The sequence below is a fragment of the Paracoccus everestensis genome, from assembly GCF_021491915.1.
GTDB classification, from domain to species: Bacteria; Pseudomonadota; Alphaproteobacteria; order Rhodobacterales; family Rhodobacteraceae; genus Paracoccus; species Paracoccus everestensis.
Genome location: NZ_CP090836.1, coordinates 1889736 through 1912987, shown reverse-complemented (window position 1 = coordinate 1912987; position 23252 = coordinate 1889736). Strand labels below are relative to the sequence as shown.

At 62.8% G+C, this 23252-nt stretch carries 15 protein-coding genes and 9 pseudogenes; 8 read left to right on the top strand and 16 right to left on the bottom strand.

The window, feature by feature from the left end:
• Window position 1: 1 nt before the first annotated feature.
• From LZ585_RS09410 to LZ585_RS09395, 4 genes are all read right to left on the bottom strand, one after another.
• On the bottom strand, window positions 2–877 hold the full coding sequence (locus LZ585_RS09410; protein ID WP_234853322.1) for an ABC transporter permease: 876 nt from the start codon (window positions 875–877) through the stop codon (window positions 2–4).
• Entirely contained in the window at window positions 877–1818 is a 942-nt protein-coding gene (locus tag LZ585_RS09405) for an ABC transporter permease (protein WP_234853321.1), read from the bottom strand. Before LZ585_RS09405 ends, LZ585_RS09410 begins: the two co-directional genes overlap by 1 nt.
• A gap of 63 nt (window positions 1819–1881) precedes the next feature.
• Window positions 1882–3447 (bottom strand): ABC transporter substrate-binding protein, encoded by a 1566-nt coding sequence (locus LZ585_RS09400; RefSeq protein WP_234853320.1) that lies wholly within the window; start codon window positions 3445–3447, stop codon window positions 1882–1884.
• Between the two features lie 42 nt (window positions 3448–3489).
• The gene (locus tag LZ585_RS09395; RefSeq protein ID WP_256445613.1) at window positions 3490–5022 is read right to left on the bottom strand and encodes a M81 family metallopeptidase; all 1533 of its coding nucleotides are present in this window, start codon (window positions 5020–5022) and stop codon (window positions 3490–3492) included.
• Between the two features lie 75 nt (window positions 5023–5097).
• Between LZ585_RS09395 and LZ585_RS09390 the strand changes: the two genes are divergently transcribed.
• A complete protein-coding gene (locus LZ585_RS09390) occupies window positions 5098–5895 on the top strand; it encodes an IclR family transcriptional regulator (RefSeq protein ID WP_390625116.1) in 798 nt (265 codons plus the stop codon).
• Between the two features lie 90 nt (window positions 5896–5985).
• Here LZ585_RS09390 and LZ585_RS09385 read toward each other — a convergent pair whose 3' ends face one another.
• A complete protein-coding gene (locus LZ585_RS09385; RefSeq protein WP_234853317.1) occupies window positions 5986–6735 on the bottom strand; it encodes an SDR family oxidoreductase in 750 nt (249 codons plus the stop codon).
• A 153-nt stretch (window positions 6736–6888) separates the two neighbouring features.
• On the opposite strand from LZ585_RS09385, the gene LZ585_RS09380 reads away from it, so the two are divergent.
• Together LZ585_RS09380 and LZ585_RS09375 are read left to right on the top strand one after the other, a co-directional pair.
• On the top strand, window positions 6889–8115 hold the full coding sequence (locus LZ585_RS09380) for a serine hydrolase domain-containing protein (protein ID WP_234853316.1): 1227 nt from the start codon (window positions 6889–6891) through the stop codon (window positions 8113–8115).
• 80 nt (window positions 8116–8195) lie between these two features.
• A pseudogene (locus LZ585_RS09375) lies at window positions 8196–9394 on the top strand (IS701 family transposase).
• Between the two features lie 177 nt (window positions 9395–9571).
• On the opposite strand, the pseudogene LZ585_RS09370 reads toward LZ585_RS09375, so the two are convergent.
• Window positions 9572–10341, bottom strand: a pseudogene (locus tag LZ585_RS09370) (IS5 family transposase).
• Window positions 10342–10498: 157 nt separating this feature from the next.
• Here LZ585_RS09370 and LZ585_RS09365 point away from each other — a divergent pair.
• Window positions 10499–10847 (top strand): annotated as a pseudogene (locus LZ585_RS09365) (transposase); the annotation flags it as partial.
• Here LZ585_RS09365 and LZ585_RS15010 read toward each other — a convergent pair.
• The 4 genes and pseudogenes from LZ585_RS15010 to LZ585_RS09350 all read right to left on the bottom strand — a co-directional run.
• Window positions 10838–11337, bottom strand: a pseudogene (locus LZ585_RS15010) (IS481 family transposase); the annotation flags it as partial. The pseudogenes LZ585_RS09365 and LZ585_RS15010 overlap by 10 nt on opposite strands.
• Before the next feature lie 395 nt (window positions 11338–11732).
• Window positions 11733–11999 carry a hypothetical protein gene (locus LZ585_RS09360; protein WP_234853315.1) on the bottom strand — a complete coding sequence of 89 codons (267 nt, stop codon included), beginning with the start codon at window positions 11997–11999 and terminating at the stop codon, window positions 11733–11735.
• 144 nt (window positions 12000–12143) lie between these two features.
• Window positions 12144–12799, bottom strand: a pseudogene (locus tag LZ585_RS09355) (IS3 family transposase); the annotation flags it as partial.
• A gap of 571 nt (window positions 12800–13370) precedes the next feature.
• Window positions 13371–14614: pseudogene (locus tag LZ585_RS09350) on the bottom strand (IS3 family transposase); the annotation flags it as partial.
• 225 nt (window positions 14615–14839) lie between these two features.
• Here LZ585_RS09350 and LZ585_RS09345 point away from each other — a divergent pair.
• Window positions 14840–15134: pseudogene (locus tag LZ585_RS09345) on the top strand (transposase); the annotation flags it as partial.
• Between the two features lie 7 nt (window positions 15135–15141).
• Here the strand turns inward: LZ585_RS09345 and LZ585_RS09340 are convergent.
• Window positions 15142–15938, bottom strand: a protein-coding gene (locus LZ585_RS09340; protein WP_234853314.1) for an IS5 family transposase whose coding sequence is annotated in 2 segments (ribosomal slippage) — window positions 15142–15605 and window positions 15605–15938 — 798 coding nt in all. Because the reading frame shifts where the segments join, the coding sequence is not laid out codon by codon here.
• Window positions 15939–15973: 35 nt separating this feature from the next.
• On the opposite strand from LZ585_RS09340, the pseudogene LZ585_RS09335 reads away from it, so the two are divergent.
• Both LZ585_RS09335 and LZ585_RS15005 read left to right on the top strand, forming a co-directional pair.
• Window positions 15974–16886, top strand: a pseudogene (locus LZ585_RS09335) (IS256 family transposase); the annotation flags it as partial.
• Window positions 16887–17153: 267 nt separating this feature from the next.
• Window positions 17154–17911, top strand: a pseudogene (locus tag LZ585_RS15005) (IS30 family transposase).
• Window positions 17912–18026: 115 nt separating this feature from the next.
• On the opposite strand, the gene LZ585_RS09325 reads toward LZ585_RS15005, so the two are convergent.
• The 4 genes from LZ585_RS09325 to pyrC form a co-directional block, all read right to left on the bottom strand.
• Window positions 18027–18383 carry a DMT family protein gene (locus LZ585_RS09325; protein ID WP_234853312.1) on the bottom strand — a complete coding sequence of 119 codons (357 nt, stop codon included), beginning with the start codon at window positions 18381–18383 and terminating at the stop codon, window positions 18027–18029.
• Window positions 18374–19861: a replicative DNA helicase gene (locus LZ585_RS09320; RefSeq protein WP_234853311.1), complete on the bottom strand. Its 1488-nt coding sequence runs from the start codon at window positions 19859–19861 to the stop codon at window positions 18374–18376. Before LZ585_RS09320 ends, LZ585_RS09325 begins: the two co-directional genes overlap by 10 nt.
• 105 nt (window positions 19862–19966) lie before the next feature.
• The gene (locus LZ585_RS09315) at window positions 19967–20638 is read right to left on the bottom strand and encodes an orotate phosphoribosyltransferase (RefSeq protein ID WP_390625060.1); all 672 of its coding nucleotides are present in this window, start codon (window positions 20636–20638) and stop codon (window positions 19967–19969) included.
• Window positions 20638–21678: a dihydroorotase gene (gene pyrC, locus LZ585_RS09310; protein WP_234853310.1), complete on the bottom strand. Its 1041-nt coding sequence runs from the start codon at window positions 21676–21678 to the stop codon at window positions 20638–20640. Before pyrC ends, LZ585_RS09315 begins: the two co-directional genes overlap by 1 nt.
• Before the next feature lie 135 nt (window positions 21679–21813).
• Here pyrC and LZ585_RS09305 point away from each other — a divergent pair, with 135 nt between their 5' ends.
• Window positions 21814–22116 carry an antibiotic ABC transporter gene (locus LZ585_RS09305; protein ID WP_234853309.1) on the top strand — a complete coding sequence of 101 codons (303 nt, stop codon included), beginning with the start codon at window positions 21814–21816 and terminating at the stop codon, window positions 22114–22116.
• 35 nt (window positions 22117–22151) lie between these two features.
• Here the strand turns inward: LZ585_RS09305 and gap are convergent, their stop codons facing one another.
• The gene (gene gap, locus LZ585_RS09300; protein WP_234853308.1) at window positions 22152–23153 is read right to left on the bottom strand and encodes a type I glyceraldehyde-3-phosphate dehydrogenase; all 1002 of its coding nucleotides are present in this window, start codon (window positions 23151–23153) and stop codon (window positions 22152–22154) included.
• Window positions 23154–23252 lie beyond the last annotated feature (99 nt).

Below are 23252 nucleotides of genomic sequence, written 5' to 3'. Positions count from 1 at the left end.
CTTACCCCGCTCGTTTCTTCAGTCGCGGGTCCAGCATGTCGCGCGCGGCATCGCCCAGCAGGTTGATCGACAGGATGCACAGCGACAGCGCGAGGCCGGGATAAAGGATCAGTTCCGGCTTGATGCGAAAGAACATCCGCCCCTCGGCCATGATGTTGCCCCAGGTGGGGGTTTCGGTGCTGACGCCCGCGCCCAGAAAGGACAGGATCGCCTCGGTCAGGATGGCGGATGCCAGGATATAGGTACCCTGCACGATCAGGGGCGCCAGCGTGTTCGGGACCAGATGCCGGACCAGGATTTTCGGCATGGACGTGCCAAGGGCGATTGCGGCCTCGACATAGGGTTCCTCGCGCGCGGCCAGAACGACCGCGCGGACCAGCCGGACGACGCGCGGGATTTCCGGGATGGTGATTGCGGCGATGACCGACCCCACGGATGGACCGTTCAGCGCCACCAGTGCGATGGCCAGCAGGATCGACGGGATCGCCATCAGCGCGTCCATCATCCGCATGATGATCGCATCGGCGGTGCGGAAGAATCCCGCGACCATGCCAATCACCAGCCCCAGCAGGACCGACACGACGGCGGTGGCAAGACCGATGATCAGGGACAACTGGCCCCCGATCAGCACCCGGCTGAAGATGTCGCGGCCGAAATTGTCGGTGCCAAGCGGGTGTCCCTCGATCGGGCCTTTCAGGCGCACCATCGGGTTCATCGCCAGCGGATCATGCGGCGCGATCCACTGCGCCAGCAGCGTCAGCACCACGATGACGGCCAGCACCACAGCGGCGATCTTGCTGCCCCACCCGAACTGCGGCAGCCGCAGCGCGCGAAGGACCGGCTGCATGGCAGAGGTCGGCGGCGGAATGGGGGACATCAGTAACGAATCCTCGGGTCAAAGAAACTGTAGCTGAGGTCGATCAGCAGGTTCACCAGCACATACAGAAAGCTGGTCAGCAGGATCATGGCCTGGATCACCGGATAGTCGCGAGCCAGGATTGCATCGACCGTCAGCCGCCCGATGCCCGGGATGTTGAACACGGTTTCCGTCACCACCACGCCCCCGATCAGCAGCGCAAATCCCGATCCGATCACCGTCAGGATCGGCACGGCGGCATTTTTCAGCGCGTGGCGGAACAGGACGGTGCGTTCGGGCGCGCCCTTGGCGCGGGCGGTGCGGATGTAATCCTCGCCCAGCACCTCCAGCATATTGGCCCGCGTCATGCGCGCGATCAGCGCGATATAGATGGTGCTCAGCGTCAGCGCGGGCAGGAAGGCGTTGGACAGGAACGCGCCCAGGCCGCTGCCGATCGGCGTATAGCCCTGGACCGGGAACCAGCCCAGCTTGAGCGAGAAGATCAGTATGAAAATATAGCCGATCACGAAGACCGGGACCGAAAAGCCCAGGACCGAAAAGGTCATGACGGCATAATCGGCGGCGCTGCGATGCTTCCAGGCGGCCAGCACCCCCATCGGCACGGCCATGGCCACCGACATCAGGATGGTCAGGATCGCGATGGCAAAGGTCGGGCCGATCCGGTCCGCGATCATGGCCGACACCGGCGTGTTCGAGATCAGCGAGACGCCCAGGTCCCCCTGCAGAAGCCGCCCGACCCAGGTGACGAACTGGATGTGCAGAGGCTGGTTCAGGCCCATCGCCTCGCGGATGCGTTCAAGCTGCGCGGGGGTCGCCATGTCGCCCGCGATGATCGCGGCCGGGTCGCCCGGCGTCAGGCGCAGCAGCAGAAAGACGAAAACGGCGACCAGCAGCATCACCGGAATGACGGCAAGGATGCGCCGCAGGATGTAACCCAGCATCAGGTTTCCTCGGATCGGACGGGCAGGTCAGGGGCGGCGCCGTGGCACCGCCCCCACAGGCGATCACTCGGCCTTCTGAAGGTTCCAGAACACCGGCACGGGCGAGTTGATCATCTCGGTGATCCCGGCGCGGCGTGCCTGGGGCAGGGTGTACTGGCCCAGCGGGATCAACAGGCCGTTGTCGATCGCATGGGCCTGGATTTCCTCGGCCACGGTCTTCTGGGCTTCGGCATCGGCCGCGTCGATGAACTTCTCCTTCAGTTCCTCGACCTTCTCGTCGGTGGGCCAGCCGAACCAGGCATCATTGCCGCGCCCGTTCAGCATCGGGTTCGATATCGGGTTCGAGATTTCCGGCACCATCCAGTTGGTGATGAAGATGTTCCACCCGCCTTCCGCCGGGGCCGACTGGCTGGCGCGGCGCGTGACCAGGGTCTGCCAGTCCATCGGTTGCAGTTCGACGTTGAACCCCGCCTCGCGCAGGGCCTGGGACACCACGACCGGCTGCGTGGCCAGGGCCACCATGTCGGTGGGGGCCATCAGCACGACCGGCGTATTGTCATAGCCCGCTTCCTGCAGCAGCGCCTTGGCCTCTTCGACCCCGCCGCCCGCCGTCAGCGTTTCGGTGCCGACCTCGCTGCCCAAGGGGGTGCCGCAGCCCATGATGGCGCCGCAAACCTGGTAATATTCGGGATTGCCGACCATCGCCGCCAGCACGGGTTCCTGCTGGATCGCCTTCAGCGCCGTCTGGCGGATCTGCTGGTTGTCGAAAGGCGGATGGAGGAAGTTCATCCGGACCATCGTCTGCATCCCGGTCGGTTCGCGCTTTTCCACGACGATGTTCGGATCACCTTCCAGCAGCGGCAGCAGATCGACCTGCATCTGCTCGATATAGTCGATCTCTCCACCCGACAGCGCATTCACGGCGGTCTGGATGTCGGGCATGTTCACCCATTCGACCCGGTCCACGTTGACGACCTTGCCGCCCGCCATCCAGTCGGCAGGTTCGTCGCGCGGAACATATTCGTCGAACTTCTCGTAAACGACGGTCAGGCCAGGCTGGAACTCGGCCTCGACAAAGCGGAAGGGGCCGGATCCGGTGTAATCCGTGATCGCCTCATCGGCCGAGGTTTCGGCCACGCGGGCGGGCATGATGAAGGGCGGCAGCGCCGACTGCTTGGACAGGATGTCCAGCATCGGCACGAAGGGTTCGGTCAGGGTCCAGGTGATGATCTTGTCATCCGTCGCCTCCAGGCTGGCTGTGCGGTCCATGACGACCTGGCCACCCGCATCCTTCAGCCCCCAGCGTTTCAACGAGGCCACTGCATCGGCGGCAGTTACGGGCGCGCTGTCATGGAAGGTCAACCCGTCGCGCAGGGTGAAGGTATAGGTCAGTTGGTCGTCGGACACGGTCCAGTCGGCCATCTGCGGCTGCGGCTGGTATTGGCTGTCCTGCGCGATCAGCACGTCATAGATCATGTAGGCGTGGTTGCGCGTGATATGGGCCGTGGTGATGACCGGGTCGAGGACGCGCAGTCCGGAATGCATCACGGCCTTGACCGTGGTTTCGGCCCAGGCCGCGCCGGTCAGCATGGTTGAGGCCAGAAGCGTGGCTGTCAGTCGGTTGAACATGAGATCCTCTCTGTTGAACGATATCGCGGGCCGATCTTGGCGTCAGCCTTGGGCGGGTGGGATGAAGGGCGGGCCGCCTGGCTCCAGCCTGATGCCGGCATGCAGGTGGCGGAAGGGCAGGCCGGCGGGGCTGATGGGCATGGGGCCGGGCGCGGCGCAGGTCAGGATGGCTTCGGCGATGGGCGCGAAATCGGCGCGGAAGTGGTTCGAGCTTTTCACCACCAGGATGGCCTGGGCCTCGGGCTCGATCCCCAGAAATCGGAACATCTCCCGGTCGGCCATCTGGGCCTTTTCGGATGCCACGGCCACGCGGACGCCGCCGATGCGCAGGCAGGCCGAGGGGCCAAGCTGCAGATGCGCGCCGCCATAATAAGCGCCCGTCGCATGGCAGCGGCCGTCGGACAGGGCTTCTACCTCGAAGGTGGCGGCATAGGGGGCGTCACCTTTGACCCCCGACTTGCCGCCGAGGGACAGATCGATCTGCGCCCCTAAGCCCGCCGCATGAGCTGCGGCCGCAGCCCCGGGATCGGTGATCAGCCCGATGGCCGCCTGTTGGGCATCCGCCTGGATCAGCGCCCGCAACATCCCCGTCGTGTCGGAATCGCCCCCTGCGCCGGGGTTGTCCTGGGTGTCGGCGATGACGACGGGGCGCGTGGCAGTGGAGGCAAGGCGCTGCGCCTCGGCCACACCGTCGTCAGGCAGGAAGAAGCGACCCTGGAAGGCCGGTTCGGCGTCGCGGACGGCCTGGGCGATCCGGTCCGCGGCGGCGTCCGCCTGTTCCTGGCTTTCCGCATAGGCCAGGACCGAGGGGCGGCAATCCACGAAATCCGCAGCCGGAAAGCCCATGAAGAACGACGCGCAGACGCCTCGGGCGTCAAGTTCCGCCACGAAGTCGTAAAGCCCGGCCGCCGGCTGGCCCATGGTCGATTGCCAGGCGATCGGGATCAGGAAATCCAGCTGCCGGAACGCCTTGAAGTTCGCGCGGCCCCGCATCAGCCCGTCCAGTTCCTCTGCCGCCCTTTGCCCGGTCAGGGCCATGTCCACGTGCGGATAGGTGCGGAACCCTACTAGCCGGTCGGCCCCATCGACCATCTGCGCGCTGATGTTTCCATGCAGGTCAAGCGCCGCGACGATGGGCACATCCGGCCCCACGACCTCGCGCACGCGGGCGATTAGTGGCCCCTCGCCATCGGGCGCACCCTCGGCCACCATGGCCCCGTGCAGGTCAAGGAACACCCCATCGACGGGCAACGCCTGGCGCAGGCCCTCGACGACCTCATCGCAGATGGCCCGATAGCAGGCGGCGGTCACCGGGGCCGATGGCACGGCCCCTGCCCAGGTCAGCGGCAGCAGATGCCAGCCATGGCGTTCGGCATGGTCGATCGCGCCAGCGACCGGCAGGTTGACCTGCCGCGCGCGTTCCAGAATCTGCGTGCCGCGGCTTAGCGGCAGATAGCCGCCGCCTTGTTCGAAGGCTGCCATGTCGGCGGGGCTGGGCGCAAAGGAATTGCTTTCATGGACAAATCCCGCAAGGGCGACGCGCGGCGCTTGATCTTGATTGGGGATTGCCGGCATTCTGTATTGCGATCCGATACGATTGCATTGCATGATGAGTTTAGTTAGTGAATTTTCATCATGTCAACGTCGGAGATGCGCATCGTGCAGGAAAACCCGGCCATGTCCCCGTCGAACCCAGAAGATTCCTTGTTCATTCAATCCCTTGCCCGTGGGATGAGCGTTCTCGAGGCATTCCGCGAAGCCGACGGACCATTGTCGCTGGCGCAGATCGCCGCCAAGGCCGGGTTGACCCGCAGCGCAGCGCAGCGCCTGGTCCATACCTTTCGCAAGCTGGGCTATCTGACCTTGTCCGAGGACGGGCGCGGTTTTCGCCTCGACCTGCAGATCCTGGATCTGACGCATGACTATCTGCGGTTGAATCCGCTGGTCCGTCGCGCTAGCCCGGTGCTTCTGGAACTGCGGCGCAATGTCCGGGAACGGGTGGATCTGTCTTTGTTTGACGGGCGACGGATGGTCTATGCCGCCCGGATGCAAAGCAAGCGAGAGACGTTCTTTGCCACATTGGTGGGCAACAGCGTCCCCACGGCCTGCACGTCCGGGGGCTGGGCCGTCATGGCGATGCTGCCGGATGATGAGGTGGACAAGATCCTGGAAGGGCAGCAAATCCCGCAGATCACGCCGCGGACCCTTACCGACCCGTCCGCGATTTGGGAACAGATCGCCTTGGCCCGCGCGAATGGTCATGCGTTAGCAGTCGAACAAATCCTGATGGGAGAGGTGGCCCTCGGCGTGGCTATTCCTGACGCAGACGGACGACCGATTGCGGCGATCCACATTGCGGCGTCGCTTTCGGAATGGGCGCCGGAAGATTTCCGCCGACGTGTTGCCCCCCTGGCGGCCGAGGCCGTCCGCAGCATCCTGTCCAACTGACGATTTCGGCAACGGCGGTTCCCGTCATGCCGCCCAGGACCGCGTTACCGGTTCCCCAGTGGCCGCCCAAATTCGAGGACAGGAACCCCGTCACGCGACAAGCCCAACGCGCCTGCGAACCTCTTTGTCCCTGAGCGAAACCTCTGCCCCCAGAAACTCGTCCCCGTCCGGGCCGCACAGCCACACAAGCGCCCGGGCGGGCCATTCGGGCGGGATATGCACCGACCAGTCAAGTTGGCTGACCGGGTTGATCCCACTTTTCCGGATGCTGTCCTGCATATCCGTCGCCACGGTCCCGGGCGACAGGCTGATGGCCCGGATGCCCTCGCCGCGCGCCTCGTGATCCAGCGCGCGGGTCAGCATCCAGGCTCCGGCCTTGCTAGCGCAATACGCGCTCCAGCCTTGCTGGGGGGAGTGGGCCGCGCCCGACCCGACGGTCAGGATCGTCCCGCCGCCCTGGGCGCGCATCACCGGAAGGGCGGCACGCATCCCATGAAAGACTCCCTTCAGATTGGTGTCGATGGCCTGTCCCCATTCCTTCACATCAGCAGCCGCAAGTCCCGCGATGGGTCCGATCACACCGGCATTGTTCACAAGCACGTCGAGCCGCCCGAAACGGTCACACATCCTGGCCACCACGCCCTCCATGTCCGCAGCCTGTGCGACATCGCCGGACAGGGCGAGGCCACCGATCTCGGCCGCAAGTTCATCCACCGCAGCCATGCTCCGGGCCATGACCCCCACCAAGGCGCCCGCCTTTGCGAAAGCACGCGCCGAAGCGGCGCCGATGCCGCGGCTTGCCCCGGTGACGAGAACCACCCTGCCATCAAGATTGACCATCCTATCCTCCTTTGAAGGCGTGCCGGGATCCGATGCCTTATTGCCCTGAACCTCAACAAAGTCACTCAGACGATTTGTGGACCAAAGTTCCCCGTCCATTGCATAATCTGCAGACTTGGACAACGATCCTGAAAACATGAGGGAGATGCTGGAATGCGCCGATTGGAAGCGACACGGACACTGCTGGCGGCAACGGCACTGAGCCTGGCATGGACAGCAACCGCAACCGCGCAGGATTATCCCCACGCCAGCGAATCCATCGGCACCGTCGAGCAGATCTATGACGGGCACCTGACGCCTGACCTGGCGGTCAGTACCTTCCGCAACATCGACCGCCTGTTCCCGGTGCGCACCATCGAAGCGGGTGACACGCCACGCGACTTTCCCCGGGCACCACAGGATCTTGCGGCCATGGTGTCCTTCGACATCGACGGCACGACCTATGACCTTTACGACTTCCTTGCCCTCGACAACGTGACCGGGCTGATCGTGCTGAAGGACGGCGCGGTCGTTTACGAAACCTATCAGCGCGGCAATACGGCTGATACCCGGTGGATGTCGATGTCGGTCGCCAAGTCCATCACCTCGACGCTGGTCGGCGCGGCGATCAGGGACGGGCATATCGGCAGCCTCAACGACATGGTGGTCGCTTATGTGCCCAGCCTGAAGGGCAGCGCCTATGATGGTGTCAGCATCCATGACATCTTGCTAATGGCCTCGGGCGTGCAATGGAACGAGACCTATACCGATCCCGACTCGGACCGGCGGAACCTTCTGCGCGCACAGATCGCGCAGGAACCGGGCGCGGCGATGAAGGTGATGGCGGCTCTGCCGCGGGCCGCCGAGCCAGGCACGGTCCACACTTATTCCACAGGAGAGACGCAGGTTCTGGGAGAGATCGTCCGGGGCGCCGTGGGCAAGCCCCTGGCCGAGTATCTGTCCGAAAAGATCTGGCAGCCCTATGGGATGGAAGCGGACGCAAACTGGTGGTTGGATTCCCCTGACGGGGTAGAGATCGGGGGCAGCGGCCTGTCGGCCACGTTGCGCGATTTCGCGCGCTTTGGTCAGTTCTTTCTGGAAGGCGGCGTCATTGACGGCACGCCAGTTCTGCCCGACGGATGGATGGAACAGGCTGGCCAGCCGCAAAAACTGAAGGATGGCAGCGTGATCGAATACGGCCTGATGTGGTGGCCAGGGTGGACCGAACCGTCCATCTCCGACAAGGCGTTTGCGGCGATCGGCATCCAGGGCCAGAACATCTACATCAACCCGGCAAAGAACATCGTCATTGCCACGCATATGTCCCAGCCCAAACCAGTCGGGAAAGAACCAATAGATCCGCTTGTATTCTTTGATGCAGTTGCCGAGGCGTTGAAGTAATGCCAATGGCCTAGCATTACAGTTGCATTTTCCTCTTCTGTCTGAATCCATGCGCTTTCATGATTGATGGAGGCTCGTGGATGGCGGGCTTGTCGGTCGAGGAGACGCTGTAGCTTTGGGCCTCGTCGCTTCGTGCTGCGAAGGCTCGCATGCGCCAGCTGTTCACGCAGCACGGGTTGCGGTATCGGCCGAACGGTTTCTCGACAGTTTATTGGGCGAGGAACGGCGCAAGACGGGCTGGATGCGAGAGGAGGCGGCTAGAGATCCGGGTCCTTGGCGGCAGCAGGCCATTCTGGGACGCGCCCCTTGGGATGCCGATGCCCTGCGCGATATTGTTCGGGACTACGCCCTGGACACTCTTGCTGATCCCGAGGCGGTGCTGGTGATCGATGAAACCGGCTTTCTGAAGCAGGGCCACGCATCCTGTGGAGTAGCGCGCCAATTCACCGGATCCGCAGGCAAGATCACCAATTGCCAGATCGGTGTTTTCGCCAGTTATGTTTCGCGCCATGGACATACCTTTATCGATCGGGCGCTTTATCTGCCAAAAGCCTGGACTGATGATCTGGAGCGGCGAACCAGGACCCATGTCCTCGAGGCTGTGCAATTCGCCACAAAACCTGCTCTTGCCCGCGCCATGATCGAGCGTGCGCTGTTGGCTGATGTCCCCTTCTCCTGGGTGGCTGCCGACAGCGTTTATGGCGTCGGTGCCATCGAAATGGCGTTGCGCCGTGCCGGCAAGGGCTATGTGCTGGGCGTCAGCGCCAGTCATTCCTTCACGTCCTGGGGCAAACCCCATGCCTTCAGCGGAACGGCAAGGGGCATCGCGGGAGCCTTGCCGCCAAAGGCTTGGCAGCGCCTTTCGGCAGGTTCGGGCACAAAGGGCGAGCGCCTCCACGACTGGGCTTACCTTGATCTGGCTGATCTCGACGCAGGCGACTTCAATGCCGATTTGCATGGGGTCTGGACCCGAGGCCTGCTGATCCGCCGCAATATCTCTGACAGCGAGTTGGCGTTCTTCACCACCTGGTGCCCGGAGGGCACGGGCATGGATACACTGGTGCGCGTCGAAGGACATCGATGGGCAATCGAGGACAGCTTCGAGACCGCAAAGAACGAACTCGGCCTTGATCACAACGAGACCCGCTCCTGGCACGGGTGGCACCGCCATGTGTCGTTGGTCATGCTGGCCTTTGCCATGATGGCGACCATTCGCCATCACGCCAATGTCGAACCGCCCAAAAAAACCATGCGCAGGATGCCAGGACACCCAAGCTGATCCGCTGGTCAATCCAGGAGATCCGACGCATCGCCAATCGGCTGGCCCAACGTCGGATCGAACCGGCTCATATCATTGCATGGTCGATGTGGCGAAGGGCCCATCAAGCCGCGGCAAAGCAGGCACACCTACGAAGAAATGTGCAACTGTAATGCTAGGGTCCAAACTCATTGATCGTCAAAGCCAGACCATGACGGTTGCGGCGAAGACGACGGCGGAGAGGAAGATCTTGGTGCATCTGTCGTGGCGGGTTGCGATCCAGTGCCAGTCCTTAAGCCTGCCGAACATGATCTCGATCCGGTTGGGGCGTTTGTAGCGGCGTTTGACGTAGCGGATGGCCTTGCCACGAGACTTCCGGCCAAGGATGCAGGGGCTTATCCCTTTGTCTTTCAACGTATCCCGGAACCAGGCCCACGTTATAGCCACCGTCGGCGATCAACCATTCTTCACTCGGCAGGCTGCCCAGCAGGGCCGCCGCGCCCATGTGGTCGCTGACCTGGCCTGCGGTCATAAAGAAGCGGATGGGACGGCCGATGGCATCCGTCACTGTCTGCAGCTTGGTGTTCAGTCCGCCCTTGGTGCGCCCGATCAGACGTCCACGTTTGTCGTCGGGTTCCCCTTTTTGACCCGCAGATTCGAAGCCGTGCCCTGCGCCTTCAGACACGTCGCGTCGATCATCGCGACCTTTCCCCCGCCACCGCCGGAGGCCAGCCCCTCCATGATCCGGGCGAAGACCCCCATCCGGCTCCAGCGGATCCAGCGGTTGTAGAGGGTCTTCGGCGGCCCATACTCGGGCGGGCATCGCACCATCGCAAGCCGTTGCGACTGACGAAAATTATGCCGCTTAGAACGGGCCGGTCATCGACCCCAGGTTTGCCACGACTCCTCGGGAAGAACGGCCGCAATCGCTCCATCTGCGCGTCCGCCAGCCACAACAAGTTGCTCATCATTAACCCCGTCAGTCCGCGAGCTTGCGTCACGCGAGCCAACCGCGCCCGAGCTGATCAACTGAACCTGACCCTTCTCCTTACAATGTGCTTAACCTCCAGACCCATCAATTTCCCGTCTTTGGCCTGGTTCAGGCCCCGCAAGGAGACCTGATCGATGAGCAGCTTGTTCTGGCTGACAGACGCGCAGAGGGCGCGCATTTGCCCCTTCCTTCCCGAAGAGCCAGGGTCGTCCGCGCGTCGATGATCTGCGGGTGCCAGGCGGCATGATCTTCATCGATCACAATGGACTATGGTGGTGCGATGCTCCGAAGGAACATGGACCGTCCAAGCGGCAAGCGCTGGAGTCATAACGGAGTCTTCGCCCGGATCATGGCAGGCCTGGCTGGCGAAGGGTCAGGCGCCCAGGACAATCATGATCGATGCGACCCCTCTCAAGGCGCACCGCACCGCATCCCCCTGCGCCTCAAAAAAGGAGGTGCGCTCGCCAGATCGGTCGCACAAAGGTGGCATGGTCGATGGCCACAAAGAAGCAGCGGCGGCGGTCCTCGTCGGCCATCGGGGGCAGGTATTTCACGTCGATGGGAAGGTGTCGGGGTGCGCAGGCCTTGAAGGTGCCCTGCGGGGGCTTCGGCTCTCGGAGCTTCAGTGCCTGCAGATTTCCCACGCGATGGCGCCGCAGGCAGCGGTCAAGACCCGAGCAGGAGGCGTTCGGGTTGAGGAACTTGCGCACCACGGCGAGCAGATCGTCGAGCGACAGCAGAAGCGCCTGCGCACCGCCACCGCAACGGCCTGCCTTGCGCAGGCGTCAGCGTCGTTTGCAACCGTGCGGCGTGTGGATCCGGTCCCGGACGTCGCGCCGCTTGCGCCACGTCCAGACGGTCTGCTCGGAGATCCGTGGTGATCCGCCACCAGCCAGGCCGGTTCACTGCTCGCTTGGATCGCAACTCGGATCTTCGGTGTCGTGGTGGCCTGCTTTTGCAAAGAGACTAGCATGCTCCTACCCGGTCCGAACCTCGCGCAGCATCGACTTTGGTATAAACAAGGCAGATCGGCGAGGGTCTACGTGATAATCAGGGATGAGACAGTTGGCAGGCCAGGGGCCGGACCCGAAGATTTCCGGATATCGGCGCCTCAGTGCCTCGTCGCGCGGGGAGACATAGGTTTTTCCATCACACCGGCCTTTGCGCATTTCGAGACTGGCCGCCAAATCAAGCATGCGTCCACGCTGCGTAGGCCAGGCCGGGGACGCGCTCTGGGAGACACGGTCTCGAGGGCGTCGATGATCGGAGAGATGGATTTCAGACAGAGCACGGGCCTGTCCTTCCTGTTCGGGAATGCCTATCAGGTCGGCCGACAGCATCATCTCAGCCTCATGAGCGTGCAGCGGCTCAATAGTAACTGGGAAGCAGTGCGGCATTGTTGATCAGCGAGATCCACGAAACGAACGACACGTTGACTTTGACGCGATAGGAGGGGCAGGTCCAACTCGCTGCCGCGTTATGTTTGAGAAGCGGCAACAACCCTTCCGCCCGCCAGAACAAAGTTCCCCCGCTTAAGACAATCTTTCCCGCACGAGTGCTGTCTGGAAGAAGATCCGAACCGGCTCGCACGAACCACCCGTTTTCGCCGCGGATAAGGGGCGGGACGGCCAGCATATGAGACGAGATGAGCAGAACGGGATCATGAGGCGGGGCTACCGCCTACCATCGCCTAAAGAAGTTCGAGATCGCGATGCTGTGGATCGACGAAGCACATCACCTGCTGCGGGGAGGGTCAGGGCGCGATACTGCTGGCACTCCAGCGCTGTTGAAGGCGTGATTGCTGTCCGTGGTCGCCTTGAATTTGCGCGTTCTTTCAACGACGATCCCGTTCTCCCGCATCAGTCGCCCGCCCCGGCGATGGCCTACATCGATGCCAACTTCCTTCAGTTCCTCAGTCATCCGGGGACGGCCATGGCTGCCCAGGCTCAGACGCGACTGTTCCTTGACAGGGGCAAGAACAACCATGTCCATGCGCTGCCAGCGACTGGCCGGGCGGCTGCAAAAGGCCCGCAGCCCGCGGGGGCTGACATTCCTCACCTGGCACAGCCGGTCGATCGGGAAGGCCCCACGCTGCTCTTCGACGAACCTGAACCGCACGGCTTTTGGCTCGCGAAGAACTGGGTGGCTTTTTTCCAGGATCTCCCCCTTTCGCCGGGGAAACAATCCCCCAGACTGTTTCGCGGATCCGGCTCAAATCCTTAAGGATGCGGATCTCGCGCCCAAGCCGTTATTCTCCGGGCAAGCTCGCGGTCCTCTGCTGAGACCACATCCGTGTCGCGATGGGCGTTCCCCCATGGGTTCAAGGTCGACACGCCGACCCCCAGATCATCCGCAATCTGACGTCGCGAAAGCCCGCTCGTCCGTGCAATGCGCACCGCATCCTTGCGAAACTCATCCGTCCTGCCTGTGCCCAGGGTTCATCTCCTTTGCCGCACATTGTGCTATCAAAGGAGCGCCACCAAGCCGCGACAGGTCCAAGGTTTGTATTTCGAGGTAAGGAATGAACAGCTTACCAAGGATTAAGAGACAGCGATCCCCATTGCCGAGGTTCAGATATAGATTGGGCGTGCGCAGAGCCGAACACTAGCCTTTTATCGAGCAGCGTCTTGTCGTCCGCCATCCCGAGTGCCCTGTGCAGGGTCATTTTCGAGCGGTGCGTCCTGTATAATCTGCTGTCAAGGATCGGGGAACTTTCACCTGTCGATGATGTGCAAGATGAGAAGGTTCTATCCCTCGCAGAAACCTGCCTAAGTCGCGGCGGTACAACCGAGGATCTGACGCAAGCCGTGCTTGCAGGAAAAATCAGAGCCGTCGCCTGCCAAGTGATGCCCGACTTCACTCTGTTTCGAGTCAGCGTCTCGGGTCACGGGGCTGCAGGACAACCGGGAAAGCACATAGGCGCCAGCTCAGCACGGTGACGTCCCAGGGGGTGGTGTAGCTTTCGGTTGTACCGCGGCCCGGTTTTGAGACAGCGCTTTGCGCCGGTCATGCCGCCAGTTTGAACCTTGTGGCGGCTTTGGTTTCAAGAGCCTTCTGCTCGGCACGGATCTGATCGGGCGTCTTGTGCCCGTGCCGTTCCCGTAGCCAGCTGGCGTTGTAGAGTGCGGCGAAGCTGGCCAGCGCCTGCCGCAGTTGCTCCACCGTGACGAAGTGCCGGACCCAGAGGAGTTGCTCTTTCAGCGTCCGGATCGCCCGCTCGGCCACGCCGTTGCCCTCGGGCTGGCGGACGAAGGCGGGCGAGCTGGCCACGCCGAGGAAGCGGATCTCGCGCTGGAAGTCTCCCGACATGTAGTTGGAACCATGGTCGTGCCGCAGGGTGAGACCCGTCGCCACTCCGGCCCTGTCAAGCGCACCGAAATGCTTCGCGATCCCCTGCTTGACCGGCTCCAGCGCTTCCCAACGGCTGGCGCCGGAGGCGGCGTGGATGCCGACGAACTCACCCGAGCAGTGATCCACGGCGACGAAGACATAGGCTCGACCCTCGGCGGTCGTGAAGGTCTCCGTCATATCCGTGCCCCAGACCTGATCCACGCGCTCGGTCACGATTGTTCCGTCATGCGGATGCGCCGCCCGAGGTGCCGGCCGGTGAGGCGCAAGCAGGCCGTGCTCCTTCATGATCCGCCGCACCCGACGTGCAGCAGTCCGCAAGCCCCGCAAGCGCAGCCGCGCCCAGATCTTGCGATAACCCTCGCCCGTGAAGGGGGAAGCCTCGATGATCCCCCGGATCGCCGCCAGAAGGTCGGCGTCGCTGGCGGCGCCTTGTGGGCCCCGGCGACGGCGGGGAGGGTGCGGCTCGTTCGCCGCCATCGCAAAGCGCCGCCGATACAGGCTCGCTCGTGACAGGCCCCAGAGCCGGCAGACGGTGGCCAGCGGGTAGCGGCGGCCAACGGAGGGCGAGAGGATGCCGGTCATCTCCTCGACCTCCGCCCGGCCAAAGGGCGGCCCGCCTCCAGCTTTTCGATCTTCGCATAAAGAAGTTCGTTCGCCATGGTGATGTCGCCCACCTTCGTCTTCAGCCGCGCGATCTCGTCATCGCGCGCGTCGCGCTCGCGCTCCTTCAGCGCGGTCTCGGCCGCAAAAAGGACGCGGTCGCGCCATTCCGACAACCGATGCGCCGGCACGTTCAACTCCCGCGACAATGTCTCGAGGCTCTCGCCCCGCATCAGCCGCTGCACCGCGACCAGCTTCCTCTTCGCGGAGAAGCGCTTGCCTCGACCGGCCTCGGCCCCGCCGCCGTCAGCGTGTGGAGCGCACGTCGTCGGGGCCGAGGCCTCCGTCGCGCCAGGCTTCAACTCGTTCTTGTCGTCCATGTTCTACCCCCCGTTCCTACGGAAAAGTAGCGCTCGACGCTGTCTCAAGAAACCGTGCCCCAGCCCAGGTGTAGCTTTCGGTGGTCATCGGGTTTCTCGGTAGGGTCGGGTTGCTGATCCCACCTGAACCGAGGGATGTCCCCGATGACCAAACCCATGATGGACCTGCGTGCGCTCGTAGAGAAGAGCGCCGATGCCGATCTGCTTTCCCGAGATGATCGGCTTTGCTGCCGAGCGGTTGATGCAGCTGGAGGTCGGCGCCAAGACCGGCGCTGACTATGGCGAGAAGAGCAGTGAACGCTTGGCGCAGCGCAACGGCTATCGTGATCGCGACTGGCAGACCCGCGCCGGCAGCGTCGAACTGCGCATCCCGCGCCTGCGCACCAGCTCCTACTTCCCTTCCTTCCTGGATCCGCGGCGCTCGGTTGAGAAGGCTCTAAGAACACCTAACAAAACCTTCTGATCTGGTTGAGGCAGATGAGAGCGCAGCCGAGGATCACGAAGGCCTTATGGATGTCGGCGCGCCGCTCATACCGGATGGCGAGGCGGCGAAAGCGGTTCAGCCATGCCAGTGTCCGCTCGACGACCCAGCGGTGCCGGCCCAGTCTTTCGCTGCTGTCGACGCGCCGTCTGGCAATGCGGGGCTTGATGGCGCGTTTTCGGCATTCGCTCCGGCAGCGGTGATGGTCATAGGCTTTGTCGGCGTGGAGCTTGCCAGGGCGCTTGCGCGGACGTCCACGACCGTGGCGCACACCTGGCACGGCATCCAAGGTGGGTGCCAGCATGCTGTCGTGCCGGTTGGCCGGGCTCAGCCGCACTCCGAGCGGGGTGCCCCGGCGATCAACCACAAGATGGCGCTTCGTGCCCGGTTTTCCGCGATCCGTTGGGTTCGGGCCTGTTTCAGCACCCCCCTTTTCGCCGGCACGGCGGCGCTGTCGAGGGATGCTCGGCTCCAATCCAGATGCCCGGCGTTTGACAGCCGCTCAAGCAGCACGCGATGGAGCGTGGTCCAAACGCCAGCCGTCTGCCAGTCACGCAGCCTGCGCCAGCAGGTCATGCCGGAGCAGCCAAACTCACGCGGCAGCATCTCCCAAGGAATGCCGGAGCGGAGCACAAAGATGATGCCGGCCAAGGCCAGCCGGTCATCGCATCGAGGGCGGCCGCCCTTCGGCTTCGGCCGCTCCCTTGGTAGAAGCGGCGCAATGGCCTCCCACAAATCATCAGGTACAAGGGGCTTGCTCATGGTCCTTCAACGCATGAACAAGGGTTTTGTTAGACGCTTTAAGCGCCGTGATCCAGGAGGCCTATGTCCATGGCGTCTCGACGCGATCGATGGATGACCTGGTGCAGGCCATGGGCGGCACCGGGGTGTCGAAGAGCCAGGTGAGCCGCCTGTGCGAGGAGATCGACGAGCGTGTGGACGCCTTCCTGACGCGGCCGATCGAGGGCGAATGGCCCTACCTCTGGATCGATGCCACCTACCTCAAGGTGCGCCAGGGCGGGCGGATCGTATCGGTCGCGGTCACGCTCGCAGTGGCGTCAATACCGACGGCAGGCGCGAGGTTCTGGGCATGGCGATTGGTGCCTCCGAGGCGGAGCCCTTCTGGACCGAGTTCCTGCGTGACCTCGTCCGCCGTGGCCTCGGCGGCGTGAAGCTTGTGATCAGCGATGCGCATGAGGGCATCAAGGCTGCCACCGCTCGGGTCCTGTCCACGACCTGGCAGCGCTGCCGCGTCCACTTCCAGCACAATGCGCTCGCCCATGCCGGCAAGAACAGCCGCCGCGTGGTCTCCGCCTTCATCGCCACGGCCTTTGCCCAGCCCGACCATGCAGCGGCGAAGGCCCAGTGGCGGCTCGTGGCGGAGCAGATGCGCGGCAAGCTCCCGAAGCTGGCCACGCTCATGGACACGGCAGAGGAGGACGTCCTAGCCTACATGACATTCCCGGCCAGCATCGCACCAAGCTACACAGCACAAACCCTATCGAGCGCCTGAACGGCGAGATCAAGCGGCGCACCGATGTCGTGGGCATCTTCCCCAACGAAGCCTCCATCCAAAGACTGGTCGGTGCCATCCTGATGGAGCAGACCGAGGAATGGACGGTCCAGCGCGCCAGATACATGACGCTGGAAACGCTCGCGCCCGTCTGCGATGATCTCAGTGTCAGCCTACCTGCAGCGCAGAGCGACTGACCAGCTCGGCCCGCCTGAAAGCGCGAGGCCCGCGGTGAGCTACACCACCTCTCGGGACATCATCGATCAGCAATCCTCTTGTTAAATTCGATGATCTTGTCACAGGACCCGAATATGCGTGCTCTTTTTCTTTGGCACGATTCAAAGCGTAACGAGAACTATGTCCTGAATTGGATAATTTATTACACGTAGTTTGAATGGTGACATGGCACGTTCATTCCGGAATGCATCACCTGACAGCTTCCTGAAGCACTTCAGGAGGATGTGATGGGGCGCCCTTTCACCAGCCTGACGCTGGACGAACGCCGCGTCATTGCAAGAATGCTGCAGGCCAAGGGGCCAAAGACGAAGATTGCGCAGATGCTCGACCATCACCCGCGAAGTCAAACGCACCTGGTGGCATGACAAGGACGTCCCCCAGGCTGATGGCTACTGTCCTATGACCGCTCAGTCCCAGGCCGACCGCAAGCGTTCCCTCCGGCGCAAGCTCGAGCGTCTTCCGGGCCTACGCGCCGAAATGATCCGCTGCCTTCAGGAAGGCTGGTCGGCGGAACAGATTGCAGGTCGGCTCAGGGTTGAACCTGCCGCCCCGCACCGGCTCTGCCACGAGACGATCTGCCAGTATGTCCATTCAGGCGAAGGTCAGTCCGCGCAACTGGCCCGCCTCCTGCCCGAGCGGCGGCGGAAGCCCCGCCATGCCCGCACGCCGCGCAACCGGGTTTTTCCTGTGGAAACGAGCATTCACAACCGGCCGCCCGAGATCAACGATTGCCGCCCGTTCGGCAACTGGGAATGAGCAGCGACCGTGGCCCCAGTGGGGCCGCGTAAGCGCTGCGAATGACGTGATGATCTTTGAGCGGACTCAGGGCAACGCCAATGTGGTCACGCTGCTGTGTCGCAGCTGACACCTCGTTCGATGAGGATGATGTGTCAGCGGTTGAACGCCACGCCCCCGAAAGTGTCTGGGCTATCGAACACCCACCGAAGCGTTCCGAGACGAACTGATACGATGGGAGGCACCATGACGAACCCCGCTCTACAGGACTGGTGCATTCAGAATGGAGAGTGCACACGGATTTGGTGGTAGAAATCCCTGCCAACAGCACGAACTATGCCCGAACACCACGGGGCCGGGGTCCGCTAGCCGAAATCGTGAAAGATGAACCAGGCGCCCAGGCAGATCAGGCCAAAGCCCACGCCGTGCTGCCAGCAGATCTTTTCGCCCAGGTAAAGCCAGGAAAACAGCGCAAAGACGGACAGGCTGATGACTTCCTGAATGGTCTTCAACTGCGCAGCGCTGAAATGCCCGTGGCCGATGCGGTTGGCAGGCACTTGCAGGATGTATTCGAACAGCGCGATGAACCAACTGATCGCGATCACCGTGACCAGGGGTGCGGTCTTGAACTTCAGGTGCCCATACCAGGCCACTGTCATGAACACGTTCGACGCGATCAGCAAACCGATGGTGACAGCTGGGACGGGCAGGCCTAGTCCCATTGCGCCTGACGGTCCTTGGCCAGGTTGCCGAAGCGGGTAAACTGACCTTCAAAGGACAATTCGACCGTGCCGATGGGGCCGTGACGCTGCTTGCCTAGGATCACTTCGGCCTTGCCGTGGCATTGTTCCATGACCTGCTGCCACTTGGCCATCGCGTCCAGGTCGCTGTCGGACGGCTTTTCACGTTCCTTGTAATATTCCTCGCGGAACACGAACATCACGATGTCGGCGTCCTGTTCGATCGAGCCGGATTCGCGCAGGTCGGACAGTTGCGGGCGCTTGTCCTCGCGGTTCTCGACCTGGCGCGACAGCTGCGACAAGGCGATAACCGGGATATTCAGTTCCTTGGCAATGGCTTTCAGGCCTTGGGTGATCTCGGATACCTCGTTCACGCGACTGTCCTTGGCCGATGCCGCCTTCAGCAACTGCAGATAGTCCACCATCAGCACGTCCAGCCCATGCGTCCGCTTCAGCTTGCGGGCGCGGGCGGCAAGCTGGTTGATGGGCAGGGCGGGCGTGTCGTCGATATAAAGGGGACAGTTCTGCAGGGCGTGCGCGGCTTCGACAAAGCGGCGGAATTCGCCTTCGTCCATGTTGCCGCTGCGAATCCTTTCGGATGGCACCTCGGCTGCCTCGGACAGGATCCGGGCCGCAAGCTGTTCGGCAGACATTTCCAAGCTGAAAAATCCCACGACGCCGCCTTCGACGGTGCCGGTCGTGCCGTCAGGCCGTTCCCCGATCTTGTGGGCCTTGGCAATATTGAAGGCGATGTTGGTGGCAAGCGAGGTTTTCCCCATCGAGGGTCGTCCCGCCAGGATCACCAAGTCGGAATTGTTCAATCCGCCCATCTTGCCGTCAAGGTCGATCAGCCCGGTCGAAATCCCCGACAGCTTGCCGTCACGCTGATAAGCGGCGTTGGCTGCCTGAACCGCGCCGGTCACGGCCTTAAGGAAGGATTGAAAGCCGCGTTCGGCGGTCCCTGCCTCGCCCAGCTTATACAGCGTCTGTTCGGCGGCCTTGATCTGTTCTTCGGCCTCATCGCCCACTTCGACGGTGGCTGCGCGGGCGGAAATGTCCTGCCCCAACTGGATCAACTCGCGGCGCAAAGCGAATTCGCGGATCATCTGGGCATAATCGCGGGCGGCATAGGCGCTGATGGCGGCGCCAGCCATGCGCGCCAGATAGGCAGGCCCGCCCAGTTCCTTCAGCCCGTCGTCATGTTCCAGAAAGGCCTTGATGGTGACAGGGCTGGCAAGCGCGTTCTTGCGGATCCGTTCGGAACAGATGTCGAAGATGCGCGCGTGGACCGGGTGATAGAAGTGATCCGGCTTGATGATCTGGCTGACGCGGTCGAAGACGTCGTTGTTCGTCAGCAGCGCGCCCAGAAGCTGTTGTTCCGCTTCCAGCGAAAACGGGATCGAGGGCGTGTTTTCCGCATCCCCAGCCTGGCCTGGAATGATGACGCGCAGATTGGTCATGTGCTGCCCCCTTTGTTGCCATCCGTTCTACACCTGATGACTCGTGCGGGGAACGCCGTGCGATGCGATTTCAGGGGGCCGATCTGTGGATTGCTTGTGGATAAGTCAGGCGTTCGCGGCCTGCCATGCGCGGGGGTCGGTCAGGAAAACCTCGACCTCGGCCAAGGTTTTATCGTCGAACGCCGCTTGCGACCGTGCCTCGGCCAGGACATCCCACCAGGTGCATAAATGATGCAGTGCGACGCCGTGATCGGCCAGCCGCTGCGTGGTTTCCGGGAAGATGCCGTAATAGAAAATGACCGCCGTATGCGCGCAGGATGCGCCAGTGTCGCGAATCGCATCGACGAAGGACAGCTTGCTGCCACCATCCGTTGTCAGATCCTCGACCAAAAGGACACGTTGGCCTTTGGTCATAACCCCTTCGATCCGGGCATTGCGGCCATAGCCCTTGGGCTTCTTGCGAACATAGGTCATCGGCAGGCCCAGCCGTTCCGCGACCATGGCCGCAAAGGGGATCCCCGCCGTTTCACCGCCTGCCACATTGTCGAAAACCTCGAAACCCGCATCGCGCATGACGGTCGCGGCCATGAAATCCATCAGCGTGGCGCGCACACGGGGAAAGCTGATGATCCGGCGGCAATCGACATAAGTCGGCCCTTTTAGTCCCGAGGCATAGGTAAACGGCTTTTCCGCATTGAAATCAACGGCCTTGATCTCCAGCAGCATCCGGGCGGACAGGCGGGCGATTTCCTCGCGCGTGGGGAAGGGCAGGTTCATCAGTCCTCCAGATGCCAGTAAATCGGAAAGCCGGGATCGAAAACGGTGACGGTCTCGCCGCCTGCCGCGATTTGCGTCGGGTATTCGGCAGGGGTGTCGCGCTTGACCAGGGCAATCCGGTCTTCGTTTGGCGGCAGGCGATAGAAGGCGGCACCGTTGATGCTGGTGAACCCTTCTAGTCGGTCCAAGGCGCCCTCGTCCTCGAACACATGGGTCAGGATCGACAGGGTGTTCGGCGCGGTAAAGCAGCCTGCGCAGCCGCAGGGCTGCAGCTTGGCGGCATCGGTATGGGGCGCGCTGTCAGTACCAAGGAAAAACCGCGCCTCGCCACCGGTGGCGGCTTCGCGCAGGGCAAGGCGGTGAGATTCTCGCTTGGCGACTGGCAAGCAGTAATAATGTGGCCGGATACCCCCGGCCAGGATGGCGTTGCGGTTGATGACCAGGTGATGCGTGGTGATCGTGGCCGCCAGATTGTCGCCGCCCGCGCGAACATAGGCAACGCCTTCGCTGGTGGTGATATGTTCCATGACCACCCGCAGTTCAGGGGTGCGGCGGCGCAGCGGATCCAGCACGCGGTCGATGAACACAGCTTCCCGGTCGAAGATATCCACGGCCGGATCGGTGACCTCACCGTGGACGCACAGGGTAACGCCTGCTTCGGCCATCGCCTCCAGCACCGGCTGGACACGGTCGAAATCGGTCACACCGCTGGCCGAATTGGTCGTGGCGCCCGCTGGATACAGCTTCACAGCCCGGATGACGCCGCCACGGAACGCAGCCACGATATCGGCAGCTTTGGTCGCATCGGTCAGATACAGGGTCATCTGCGGCTGCAGCGCCGCGCCATGGGGCAGGGCTTCCATGATCCGGTCGCGATAGGCGGCTGCCTGGGTGCCCGTGACCACCGGCGGGATCAGGTTGGGCATGATGATCGCGCGGCCGAAACCGGCGGAATGGGGGGCAACTGCTGCCAGCATCGCGCCATCGCGAAGATGCAGGTGCCAGTCGTCGGGGCGGCGAAGGGTAATCCGGTCAGTCATGGCCTGCCTCTATACATGGCAAGGGCCGGTTGCCAAGCGCGCCATGCGTAAAATGGCGCGCATCTATTCCAAGGTCGCACTTGTAGTAGCACCAGGGTCGGCCCAGATTGAAAGGAACGCTCAAAGGATTTTTCAATGCCATCTCGCAAGATTTCGAACAACCCCGTGCGCCTGTGGGCGCAATTCGCCCGAATGGGCATTGAGGCGCAGATGGTGATCGGCCTGCGGACCGCAGGCATGATGGGGATGATGGCCCAAGCACCGGGAGAGCCGTTCCGCATGGTTGCCGAAAAGCAAGCAGCCGCGACGGAATCGCTGTTTGCAATGGCCCAGGCGGCGGGCCGGGGCGCCAGTGCCGAACGCGTGATGGCGGCCGCGTTGCGTCCCTATGGCAAGCGGACGCGCGCCAATTCCCGGCGATTGTCGAAAGTCGGCTGAAGAAGCCGGCGGGGTTGCCCCCGCCGTGCCTCGTTTCAGATCAGCTTGCCCATGGCGACAGCCGTATCCGACATCCGGTTGGAGAAGCCCCATTCGTTGTCATACCAGGTCAGGATCCGGCACAGCCGGCCCTCCATCACCTTGGTCTGATCCATGTGGAAAACCGACGAATGCGGATCGTGGTTGAAATCCGAGGATACCAGCGGTTCATCGGTATAACCCAACACCCCTTTCATCGGACCGTCGGCGGCAGTCCTGATGACAGCATTGATTTCCTCGACCGAGGTGTCGCGGCCAGCCTCGAACACAAGGTCCACGACCGAGACGTTGGGCGTCGGCACCCGGATCGCCACGCCGTCCAGCTTGCCCTTCAGTTCGGGCAGCACCAGTCCCACGGCCTTGGCAGCCCCAGTCGAGGTCGGGATCATCGACAGGGCAGCGGCGCGGGCGCGATACAGATCCTTGTGCATCGTATCCAGCGTCGGCTGGTCGCCAGTATAGCTGTGGATGGTGGTCATGAAGCCCTTGGCGATGCCGATGCTGTCATTCAGCACCTTCGCCACCGGTGACAGGCAGTTCGTGGTGCAGCTTGCGTTCGACACCACCAGATCGCCGGCGGTCAGTGTGTCGTCGTTCACGCCAAAGACGATGGTCTTGTCGGCATTGTCGCCGGGGGCAGAGATCAGCACCCGCTTGGCACCGGTCGACAGGTGCGGCTGGACTTTTTCCTTGGACGCGAAGATGCCGGTGCATTCCATGATCACATCGACATCGCCCCAAGGCAGATCGGCGGGGTTCCGAATAGCCGTGACCTTCATTGGGCCGCGGCCAACGTCAATGGAGTCACCGCTGACGGTTACGGTTGCCGGGAAACGGCCATGCACGCTGTCATAGCGCAGCAGATGCGCATTGGTTTCGACCGGACCCAAGTCGTTGATCGCAACCACCTCGATATCGGTGCGACCCGATTCGATGATCGCGCGCAGCACGTTGCGCCCAATGCGCCCGAAACCGTTGATCGCAACTTTGACAGCCATGGTTCTCTCTCCCGACCAAGTGACGTTGGCCCCTCGTATCGCGCTGTTCGGGGTGATGCAAATGCCCAGTGCCGCCTGTGTTACCTGGATATGATCAGG